At 60.3% G+C, this 9,858-nt stretch carries 11 protein-coding genes and 1 pseudogene; 10 read left to right on the forward strand and 2 right to left on the reverse strand.

The features are described 5' to 3' along the window. The 8 genes and pseudogenes from EOA27_RS09550 to EOA27_RS09580 form a co-directional block, all read left to right on the forward strand. Positions 1 to 769 (forward strand): ABC transporter substrate-binding protein (locus EOA27_RS09550; RefSeq protein ID WP_127256011.1); only part of this gene is annotated, 769 nt, incomplete at its 5' end. A 142-nt stretch (positions 770 to 911) separates the two neighbouring features. Continuing rightward, complete coding sequence (locus EOA27_RS09555; RefSeq protein ID WP_127256013.1) at positions 912 to 1,880, forward strand: ABC transporter substrate-binding protein; 969 nt, start codon at positions 912 to 914, stop codon at positions 1,878 to 1,880. Between the two features lie 65 nt (positions 1,881 to 1,945). Next, positions 1,946 to 2,863, forward strand: coding sequence for a nucleoside hydrolase (locus EOA27_RS09560; protein WP_127256015.1), 918 nt, complete (start codon positions 1,946 to 1,948; stop codon positions 2,861 to 2,863). A gap of 265 nt (positions 2,864 to 3,128) precedes the next feature. Further along, positions 3,129 to 4,022, forward strand: a pseudogene (locus EOA27_RS09565) (ribokinase). Positions 4,023 to 4,179: 157 nt separating this feature from the next. After that, positions 4,180 to 4,908: a LuxR family transcriptional regulator gene (locus EOA27_RS09570; RefSeq protein WP_127256017.1), complete on the forward strand. Its 729-nt coding sequence runs from the start codon at positions 4,180 to 4,182 to the stop codon at positions 4,906 to 4,908. 93 nt (positions 4,909 to 5,001) lie between these two features. Continuing rightward, the gene (locus EOA27_RS09575) at positions 5,002 to 5,628 is read left to right on the forward strand and encodes an acyl-homoserine-lactone synthase (protein WP_126079641.1); all 627 of its coding nucleotides are present in this window, start codon (positions 5,002 to 5,004) and stop codon (positions 5,626 to 5,628) included. A 39-nt stretch (positions 5,629 to 5,667) separates the two neighbouring features. Then, entirely contained in the window at positions 5,668 to 5,919 is a 252-nt protein-coding gene (locus tag EOA27_RS42045; RefSeq protein WP_245491058.1) for a DUF6499 domain-containing protein, read from the forward strand. A 76-nt stretch (positions 5,920 to 5,995) separates the two neighbouring features. Beyond that, on the forward strand, positions 5,996 to 6,478 hold the full coding sequence (locus EOA27_RS09580) for a DUF2285 domain-containing protein (RefSeq protein WP_245491059.1): 483 nt from the start codon (positions 5,996 to 5,998) through the stop codon (positions 6,476 to 6,478). A gap of 17 nt (positions 6,479 to 6,495) precedes the next feature. Here the strand turns inward: EOA27_RS09580 and EOA27_RS09585 are convergent, their stop codons facing one another. Continuing rightward, complete coding sequence (locus EOA27_RS09585; RefSeq protein ID WP_127256021.1) at positions 6,496 to 6,747, reverse strand: DUF2285 domain-containing protein; 252 nt, start codon at positions 6,745 to 6,747, stop codon at positions 6,496 to 6,498. 124 nt (positions 6,748 to 6,871) lie between these two features. Here EOA27_RS09585 and EOA27_RS09590 point away from each other — a divergent pair, with 124 nt between their 5' ends. Both EOA27_RS09590 and EOA27_RS09595 read left to right on the forward strand, forming a co-directional pair. Beyond that, a complete protein-coding gene (locus EOA27_RS09590) occupies positions 6,872 to 7,078 on the forward strand; it encodes a helix-turn-helix transcriptional regulator (protein WP_126079638.1) in 207 nt (68 codons plus the stop codon). A gap of 402 nt (positions 7,079 to 7,480) precedes the next feature. Then, positions 7,481 to 8,482, forward strand: a complete 1,002-nt coding sequence (locus EOA27_RS09595; RefSeq protein ID WP_126059319.1) for a zincin-like metallopeptidase domain-containing protein — start codon at positions 7,481 to 7,483, stop codon at positions 8,480 to 8,482. A gap of 157 nt (positions 8,483 to 8,639) precedes the next feature. Here EOA27_RS09595 and groL read toward each other — a convergent pair. After that, on the reverse strand, positions 8,640 to 9,858 hold a 1,219-nt coding region (gene groL, locus EOA27_RS09600; RefSeq protein WP_127256023.1), incomplete at its 5' end, for a chaperonin GroEL.

Consider the following 9,858-nt stretch of genomic DNA (forward strand, 5'->3'; position numbering starts at 1 on the left):
CTCTCAAACCACCGCGCGGCTTCTGTCCGTCGGGCAAGCCGACATTGGATTTGAAGCAACCACCGACGTGGTCTTCGGGGCTGAGCAAGGGCTTCCCATAGTCTCGGTAGGTGTTTACGCGCAACACAACAACTGGGGCCTGTTCGGCCGCCCTGGCGAGCCGGTAAAGCTCGAGGAGCTCAAGGGCAAGTCAATCGGGATCTTCACCGACTCCTGGACGAAGGCCATGATGCCTTTCGTCTACAAGGCAGGTGGGATTACCGAAAATGACGTCAAACTGATCATTGCCCAGGACAGCGACACACCGCTGCTCCTAGCCGGAAAGATCGATATCGCAACTAATACGTCGAACTATCTCGTGCCCACCGTCCAGACCCAACTGCGGAAGGATCCGACCGCCCTGGTCGGCAAGGAAGCAGGCGTGCCCGACATCCCGATCTGGGCCTACACGGCCAGCACGGAATATCTGTCCAAGCATGGCGACAGCGCGAAGAAATGGATGAAGGCCACTGTCAAGGCGACCCAGTGGGCCGCCGAATACCCGGACGAAGCGGCGCAGATCGTGACCAAGGCCTATCCGGACAGCGGGACGCTGGAATACAACACGCTTGGCTGGAAGGCGCTCGTCCCCATCCTGAGTGGCCCCGACGGCTACCTAGTCCAGAATGATCAGCACTGGCTGCCCCTGGCGCAGGCACTCAAGGATACGGGTCAACTGAAAGAAGTCCTTCCCGCGGACAAGTACTATACGAACGAACTCCTCAAATAGGCAGAGCCACGGTGCGGGAACAACGTTGGACGGCTGACCCTGTCCAACTCCGCTCCCGCCACTCCGATCAATGAATTGAACAACCACTATTCGATGCCGGCGCAGCCGGTGAGCGACCCGCCGCGAGCCAGGAGGAAAGATAATGGGTGTATTCAAAAGAATTGCCGTAGGGCTGCTGCTTGCGGGCCAAATCGGTGTCGCTCACGGAGCCGATCTCCAGACGGTGCGATTTGCCTGGGCTTGGCCGTCCCCGGATTTCACGATGATTCCCATCGTCGTTGCCAACGCCAAGGGCTTCTATCAGGCCGAGGGCGTGAAGACGGAAATCATCATGCCGCCGGACTCGCAGACAACCGGTCGCCTCCTGGCTGTCGGGCAAGCCGATATCGGCTTTGAGGCCACGACCGACGTGGTCTTTGGCGCCGACCAAGGCGTGCCCATCGTATCGGTTGGCGTATTCGCACAGCATAACAATTGGGGGTTATTCGGTCGCCCTGGCGAGCCCGTGTCGCTTGGCAATTTGAAGGGCAAATCGATCGGTGTGTTCGCCGATTCCTGGACGAAGGCGATGATGCCCTTCGTCTACAAGGCAGCGGGGATCACCGAAAATGACGTGCAGCTCATCACCGCGCAAGACAGCGACACACCGCTGCTTCTGGCTGGCAAGATCGATATCGCCACGAACGCATCCAACTTCATCGTTCCCACGATTAAGCTGCAGCTCAACAAGGAACCGACCAGCCTCATCGGCCCCGAATGCGGCGTCCCGGACGTGCCGCTGAGCGCCTACACCGCAAGTAAGGATTTCGTCGACCAGCACGCTGATCTCGGTAGGCGGTGGATGCGCGCGACCATGAGGGCGACCGAATGGGCCATGGAACATCCCGACGAGGCGGCAGACCTCTTTTCCCAGGCCTATCCCAATTCGGATTCCCGCGAATTCAACAAACTAGGCTGGGCAGCGACCATCCCACTGCTGTCAGGGCCCTCGGGCCTGATGGTCCAAACCGATCGCCACTGGCTTCCAATCGCCCAGGCGCTGAAGGACACCGGCCAGCTCAAGTCCATCCAGTCGGCGGACAAGTACTACACCAATGCGTTCCTGAACTAATCCCCCCTGACCAACCCCTCACACATGGCGCCGGGAGGCCTCTGGCCATCCGGCGAGGAGACAACATGCCCAAACATCGTATCGTTATTGACTGTGACCCCGGCGTCGACGACGCGGTGGCGATCCTGCTCGCATTCGCTTCGCCGGAGATCGAGGTCCTCGGCATAACGACGGTCGCCGGCAATGTTCCGTTGGAATACACCACGCGAAACGCCTTGCGGATCTGCGAACTCGCCGGACGGACTGACGTCCCGGTCTTTGCCGGCTGCCGGCACGCCATGTTCCCCACCCCTCCGCGCACATCTTCGGTCCATGGAGACGACGGCTTAGGCGATGTCGGTATTCTGGAGCCGTCGCGTCAAAAGCACCCTCTACACGCTGTCGACTTCATCGTAGAGACGATCTTGAAGAACCCGGGCGAGATCACGTTGTGCGCGATCGGGCCGCTAACGAACGTTGCGCTCGCCCTGGTCAAGGAGCCGGCGATTGCCTCGAAGCTCAAGCAGATCGTGTTCATGGGTGGGGCGGCTTTCTGCCCAGGAAACACTACGCCAGCGGCCGAATTCAACATCTGGTTCGATCCGCTCGCCGGGCAGATCATTCTCAATTCGGGCGCACGTTTGGTGATGTTCGGTCTCGACGTCACCAATAAGGTCATCGTCACTTCGGATCGGGTCGGCGTCCTGCAGAACGGAGGATCCGAGATTGCGCGCCAGGCGGCGTCCATGATGGTCAACTATGGCGGCAAGGATCCCGCTCTCCATGATCCGTGCGTCACCGCTTTTCTGATCGACCCTTCACTCTTCGATGGAGTTCACGCAAAGGTGGAGATCGATTACGCGTCGTCGCTCAATCGCGGCCGCACGGTCGCTGCAATTTCGGAGCGTCATCGGGAGAACGCACCCGCGAACTGCTACGTTGTTACAACCGCAGACGACGTGAAGTTATTCGACCTCCTGAACCAACGCCTACTCTCCCTATAGAGGTCATCGCGACGGAAACGGAGGCAACAAGATGATTGCTGTTGTGGGGCCAATCAATCTGGATTTCGTTGTCTGCCCAGTTCGGCAGCCGGTTTCCCACCGTCTGTTCCCGCCGCTTAAAAACCGCCTGGCTAGCTCAAGTGAGCGCTGGCCAGGAGGCGGCCCTGAAGAGATGCCCACCGTCCCTCCCACGGTCGGGTGTCTCTCAGGGTTGCGAATGGCTGTGACGCCTGGCCCCAACCGTTCATGACAGAAGGACCCAGTGATGATCATCGTTCTTGGATCGATAAACGCAGACCAGATCGGTGTCGTCGACCGTCTTCCGATGCCTGGTGAGACCGTCCTGGGTAGCTCATTTCGTACGGAGCCTGGCGGCAAAGGAGCTAACCAAGCGCTGGCCGCGCGGCGAGCGGGGAGCGAGGTCGCGCTCTTTGCCGCAGTCGGTAACGACCCCTTTGCCGAAATAGCACTGACGTTGTTGCGCCGTGACCGGGTTGACTTGGCGGGAGTACGAATGGCACGCGTGAATACCGGCATTGCCATGATCGTGGTGGACGCTGCGGGAGAGAACCAGATTGCGGTACTCTCTGGCGCCAACGCAACAGTAGGGGAGCGCGAGGTTCGACAAGCACTCGATAAATGTTCGGACGAGGACTTGTTGTTGCTTCAACTGGAGATTCCGGTCGACGCGGCCCGACACGCGCTTGAACTAGCTAAGGAGAGGGGTCTTCGCTCAATCCTCAATGTTGCGCCGTACGTCCCGGAAACTGGGTCATTGGCAAAGTTGGCCTCCATAGTTGTGGCCAATCAGAGCGAGTTCGAACTGTTACTTGGCCTTAAGCCCGTGAATCTGGACGACGAGGTTCTGAAACTCGCCGCATAGAACGGTCAAGTCGTCGTGGTTACCCTCGGCAATATGGGTGCCGTTGTTAGCGCCGGCGACAAAGTCGTTCGTGTTTCCGCGCCCAGTGTCCAAGTGGTCGACACAGTCGGAGCCGGCGACACCTTCTGTGGGTACCTCGCGGCAGGTATTTGCGAGGGAGAGTCGCTCGATTTGGCGGTCCGGCGAGCGGTTGTAGCGGCGAGCATTGCTTGCACTTCTGCGGGAGCCCAGCCCGCTATCCCGCAGGCCGCTGAGGTCGAGTGTATGATGCGGTAGCGAAAGGTCATCTTGATGGCGTGTCCACCTGTGACACGCTTCTCAAGGAATAGCGCGGTTATTCTCGGCGACACGATAAAGATTTGAATGGATTGACATTGGAGGCTTCACTGCCTGGGGCGATGTTATCCTCAGCCTTCTGCAATGTAGATCAGGTATGCATGACGTCTTCCGCAGATTTGTTGAACAAATAACGGACAGCGCTGACGCAGTTGATCTCCGCAATGCCTTGGCCGATACGGCCTTGTCGCTCGATCTGCCATCATTTGCGTACCTCTCGCCGTCGTCCCGGCTGGATCGAGCGACAAATCTGCTGTCCACCTATCCACAGCCTTGGACATCTCACTACCTTCACAGGCGTTATGAAGAGGTGGATCCGGTGATCCATCAGGCGAGTAGTAGCCAGGAAACTTTCAGCTGGGGTGCAGACGACAGTGATACAGGATTGTCAGGGGTACAGCGACAGTTGATGGACGAAGCCGCGCATTTCGGCATCCGTTGCGGCTTCACTGTTCCGGTCCATGATCATCGAGGTCTTTTTGCTGCGCTGACCTTCGCCTCCGATGAAAGGCAGCCATTGTTCTTCCGTGTGATCGAGCGATACGAACAGGCCCTCCAACTCATCGCTATCTTCTTCCACATTCAGGCGCGTCGCAGGCTGACGGCTGACCGGCTTGTGGACGGAGTTGCTTTGTCCAGGCGGCAAATTCAGTGCTTGCAATGGGCTGCTCGCGGCAAGTCGGATTGGGAGATCGGCCGCATTCTGGGAATTAGTCAACGCACCGCCGCCTTTCATCTCGACAATGCCAAGAAGAAGCTGGGCGTGCGAACCAAAACCCAGGCCGCGATCCGGTTCGCAGTATCGAGACCGACAGATCTGACCTGACGGCCTCATCAAGCTGTATGCATGCACAGGTTGTGGCGACAAGGACCTTCGCCTCCAATCGCGATCGATATTTATCGCGAGGAGAAGGTCACTATGATGCAGTTAATCACCCCTGATTGTTACGCGGATTTCGACGACGAGCTCAAGGAAATGCATCGCTTGCGTCATCGCGTTTTCAGGGATCGCCTGAATTGGGATGTGTCCGTCAGCGGTGGCTACGAAGTCGATCCCTTCGATGCGCTGGGACCCTGCTATCTGCTGCTGAGAGCATCGACCGGGCGCATAGATGGCTGTGTGCGCCTGCTGCCAACCACTGGATCGACAATGTTGCGTGACAGCTTCTCCATTCTGCTTGGAGACAACCCAGCGCCGGAAGATCCTCACATCTGGGAAAGCAGCCGTTTCGCACTCGATATTCCGCCGTCCGCGCCGAAACAGGCCGGTATTGCGCTCGGTACCTACGAGCTGTTCGCCGGCATGATCGAGTTCGGTCTGTCGCGCGATCTGGGGAGCATCGTCACTGTGACGGACTTGCGCATCGAGCGGATCCTGCGTCGCGCCGGCTGGCCGCTCGAGCGTATCTCCGATCCGCAGACGATCGGCAATACGCGCGCCGTCGCAGGTCATCTCGACGTCTCGGCCGGAAGCCTGGATGCCATCTACCGCAATGGCGGGATCAAAGGTCCCGTTTTGTGGGCGCCCGTCAGAAAGATTGCCTGACTTCGGGATGCGATCCCGCTTTCACTTGGATGTGGTGCCATGAGTGAGACGAACTCTGGTCCAGCCTGGCCGGACTGGCAGGACGACCATGCCTATGCCTATTCCCTGCACCTCACCAGCCGCGGCTGGGCCTGGGAGCTTCTGAGGCGCAATCCGGGTTTTCAGAATGATCTTCGCGCTGTCTCGCAGCGCGTTGATCTCTCGCGATCGGGGATTGTGGACATCATCAGGATCCCGGCAAGCGAAAGTGATCTCTCCGCTTGGGGGATTCTCTTTTGCAAGCTCGATTGAGAGTTCTGCGAACGTCTTTTGGTCTCCTCGTGAATGTCCGCATGTTCTTGCGGCTTCCGCGGAACCTGCATCGAGATTGCGCGACAATGACGCGTTTGATCTCTCCCGTGTCGCCAGTCAAATCTCCATCTTGGTGAGTGCGGACGAATGGCAGAACGTCCTTTTCACAGAGGGTTTCAGGAACCTTCAACTGGCAGTCGTCGGGCAAAACGTCCTCGAGCCAGCACGTCTGACCGCGAACGTGCTTTGGCCACCAGCGGAAGTGAAGCAACGTCTGAAGGGTCTTGAGTGTTTAAATGCCCTCCGATCGACGGGACGGCTTCCACCAAGGTTCTTTCCGGCCGAGCCACGTGGTGCGCGGCTGCGGTTGGTTTTACGTGCGCTTGACGGCTTTATCGCCGGCGCGTCGCATCGCGAGATCGGCATTGCCCTGTTAGGGAAGGCACGTGTCGAACGGGATTGGGCGGATCCCGGGGACCACCTTCGTGACATTGTGCGCCGTGCGATCAAACGCGGGCGCGCGCTCATGAACGGTGGGTACAGGAGGTTTCTCCTGTAGCTGTCGTCTTCCACGACTTAGCCCGGGAAAAGTTCCTTGTACCCGCTGCTGATCAGCCAGTGTGTCCGGTTCAGATGGCTTCTCACTGCCTTGCGGGCACGAGCTGGCTCTTGCCCGGGGTCGATCCCAAGTATGGCCTGGGCCATCTCTTCCTCGCTGGCGTTGTCGGCGCACGCCTCGATGAGCCTCAGGTAGATCGCGAAATGCTCTTCGTCGTACGCGGTGAGGGTGTCCGCCCAAGGAACATTGTCCAGGATTTTTGCTTTCATTTTTCTATCGGCTCAGTTCCGAGCGTTCGACGTTCCACAGGGGACGCCCTGACGAGACGCCACTATAACGAATAGGAACGATCATTCCTAGAACGATAGTTCCCGTTCTGGTCCCTATCCAGCCATGGATCTCAAGGAGGTCATGGCGGTCAAAATGCGTCGCGTGCGCCATGATCAAGGGCTGACGCAAGAAGAGCTGGCGGCTCGTGCAGAGCTGAGCATGCGCTATGTGGGCTCGATTGAGCGTGGTCGGGTTTCAGCGAGTGTGACGGTCCTAGGCCGACTTGCGAAAGCCCTGAACGTTGATCCTTGCGAACTAATCAAGCCATAGCAACCTGATTGAACTCACTTGTTACCGGTCGAGAGCAGGCGCCTGCGCGCCTAGGCGCGCATCGGGTGCTCGTGAACCGAGCCCGCTTTTCTTCGACAGGCTCAGGCGGTCTCGGCCATCCGGCTTCGCCCCCTGGCGCGGGGCAGCCTTCGGCTGCTGACGGTCGCCGGCCTGTCGGCCGGCGTCTTTCTATTGTGGCCTTCCCCCTGGCGCAGGGTGGGCAGCACTCCCTTCTAGGCCCGCCGCGGCGTCCCGCAACCCTTCGCTTGTCGCTTTCGGGTCCTCCACTCCGTTCCGGTCCTGCTGATGCAGTCCGCCTCCGACGGCGGGCCTTTCCGGTCGCTTTTGCCGCCCACCCCGCTTCCGGGGAGGGCGCGCGATTGTAGAGCGGAGGACATCACGATGCGTGCAAACAACAAACGTTGCGGCAGCCGACAGGCTGGCGCAGACAGTGGCGGGCGCACCGGCGCCAGCCTTTATCAGGAAATCACCGACCGCATCATTGCCGAACTGGAGCGCGGCACCGTGCCATGGGTCAAGCCGTGGGGCAGGGCAAGGACAGGCCTCGGCCTGCCGCGGAATGCGGCCACCCAGCGCCGATATTCCGGCATCAATATCCTGATCCTGTGGGGCGCGGTCATCGAGCGCGGTTTCCCCAGCCAGAACTGGCTCACCTTCCGGCAGGCGCTTTCGCTTGGCGGCAATGTCAGGAAGGGCGAGCACGGCACCACCATCGTTCACGCTGACCGCTTTGTTCCCAAGAACGAAAAGCAACGCGCCGACACCGATGGCGACGAACCGCAGGCGGTGCCCTTCCTGAAGCGCTTCACCGTCTTCGATGTCGCGCAGTGCGATAATCTGCCCGAACATCTTTACGCCGCCGGCGAGCCTCTGCCTGAGCGCGAGATGGTCCCGCAGGCCGAGGCGCTCATTCATGCAACCGGCGCTGATTTTCGCATCGGCGGCGAGCGCGCCTTCTACATGCCCGGCAGCGACACCATACAGGTGCCGCCGCAGCCGGCTTTCTTCCACCAGATCGACTATTACCGGACCTGCTTTCACGAGCTTGGACACTGGACCGGCCACCCGAGGCGACTCGCGCGCGACCTGTCCGGCTCCTTCGGGTCCAACACCTATGCGCGCGAGGAACTGGTCGCCGAAATCGCATCAGCCTTCATCTGCAGCAGTCTCGGCATCGAGCCGAGCGTGCGCCATGCCGACTACATCGGCTCATGGCTGACGGTTTTGCGCGAGGACAACCGCGCCATCTTCCGCGCCGCAAGCCATGCCTCGAAAGCCGCCGATTTCCTGCTTGGCCGCAATGTCGATGTCGAAGGCGAGGCACATGCCGAAACCGCCTATGGGAGCGCGCAATCCTCACACGCGACCGCCTTGCGCCTCTGATGACGCAAAGCCGCGCGCAACCAACTCGACAGTTCTTTTGAGGTTGCCCTAACGCCGATGGCCGGCGTTGGCGTCGATCGTTCATCGGACCGAGGTTCGCAAAAAAAGAGGGCGGCATTGATGCCGCCCTCTCGTTGCGAAAGCTGCCAGAGCTGGATTAGAAATCCATGCCGCCCATGCCGCCCATGCCGCCGCCGCCCATGCCGCCAGGCATGCCGCCGCCAGCCGACTCCTTCTTCGGAGCCTCCGCGATCATGGCTTCGGTGGTGACCAGCAGGCCGGCGACCGAGGCCGCGTCCTGAAGAGCCGTACGGACAACCTTGACCGGATCGACGATACCCATGGCGATCATGTCGCCATACTCGCCGGTCTGGGCGTTGTAGCCGAAGGTCGCGCCCTTGTTCTCAAGGATCTTGCCGGCAACGATCGATGCTTCCGCACCGGCGTTGGCCGCGATCTGGCGGGCCGGAGCCTGAAGCGCACGACGCACGATGTTGATGCCGGCGGCCTGGTCGGCATTGACGCCGGTGGCCTTGATGTTGGCCGAAGCGCGCAGCAGCGCGACGCCACCACCAGCAACGATGCCTTCTTCGACGGCCGCGCGGGTCGCGTTGAGGGCGTCATCGACGCGGTCCTTCTTTTCCTTGACTTCGACTTCCGTCGCACCGCCGACGCGGATCACCGCAACGCCGCCGGCGAGCTTCGCCAGACGTTCCTGCAGCTTCTCCTTGTCGTAGTCCGAAGTGGTCTCTTCGATCTGCTGCTTGATCTGGGCAACGCGGCCCTGGATCTCGGCCTTCTTGCCGGCGCCGTCGACGATGGTGGTGTTCTCCTTGGAGATCGACACCTTCTTGGCGCGGCCGAGCATGTTGAGGCCGACGTTCTCGAGCTTGATGCCGAGGTCTTCCGAGATGACCTGGCCACCGGTGAGGATGGCGATGTCTTCCAGCATGGCCTTGCGGCGATCACCGAAGCCCGGCGCCTTGACGGCGGCGATCTTCAGGCCGCCACGCAGCTTGTTGACGACCAGCGTGGCCAGAGCCTCGCCTTCGACGTCTTCCGAGATGATGAGCAGCGGCTTCGAGGTCTGCACGACGGCTTCGAGAACCGGCAGCATGGCCTGGAGGTTGGACAGCTTCTTCTCGTGCAGGAGGATGTAGACGTCCTCGAGCTCGGCAACCATCTTGTCGGCGTTGGTGACGAAGTAGGGCGAGAGGTAGCCGCGGTCGAACTGCATGCCTTCGACGACTTCGAGTTCGGTCTCGGCGGTCTTGGCTTCCTCAACCGTGATGACGCCTTCGTTGCCGACCTTCTGCATCGCTTCGGCGATCATCTTGCCGACCGAAGCATCGCCGTTGCCGGCGATGGGGCCGACC

Source organism: Mesorhizobium sp. M2A.F.Ca.ET.037.01.1.1 (assembly GCF_003998075.1).
Classification (GTDB): domain Bacteria; phylum Pseudomonadota; class Alphaproteobacteria; order Rhizobiales; family Rhizobiaceae; genus Mesorhizobium.

Bases quoted from the DNA above. Each gene is read 5' to 3' on its own strand.
- EOA27_RS42045 (WP_245491058.1), top strand. From the start codon at position 5,668: ATGAGTGAGACGAACTCTGGTCCAGCCTGGCCGGACTGGCAGGACGAC.
- EOA27_RS09560 (WP_127256015.1), top strand. From the start codon at position 1,946: ATGCCCAAACATCGTATCGTTATTGACTGTGACCCCGGCGTCGACGAC.
- EOA27_RS09570 (WP_127256017.1), top strand. From the start codon at position 4,180: ATGCATGACGTCTTCCGCAGATTTGTTGAACAAATAACGGACAGCGCT.
- EOA27_RS09575 (WP_126079641.1), top strand. From the start codon at position 5,002: ATGATGCAGTTAATCACCCCTGATTGTTACGCGGATTTCGACGACGAG.
- EOA27_RS09585 (WP_127256021.1), bottom strand. From the start codon at position 6,747: ATGAAAGCAAAAATCCTGGACAATGTTCCTTGGGCGGACACCCTCACC.
- EOA27_RS09555 (WP_127256013.1), top strand. From the start codon at position 912: ATGGGTGTATTCAAAAGAATTGCCGTAGGGCTGCTGCTTGCGGGCCAA.
- EOA27_RS09595 (WP_126059319.1), top strand. From the start codon at position 7,481: ATGCGTGCAAACAACAAACGTTGCGGCAGCCGACAGGCTGGCGCAGAC.
- EOA27_RS09590 (WP_126079638.1), top strand. From the start codon at position 6,872: ATGGATCTCAAGGAGGTCATGGCGGTCAAAATGCGTCGCGTGCGCCAT.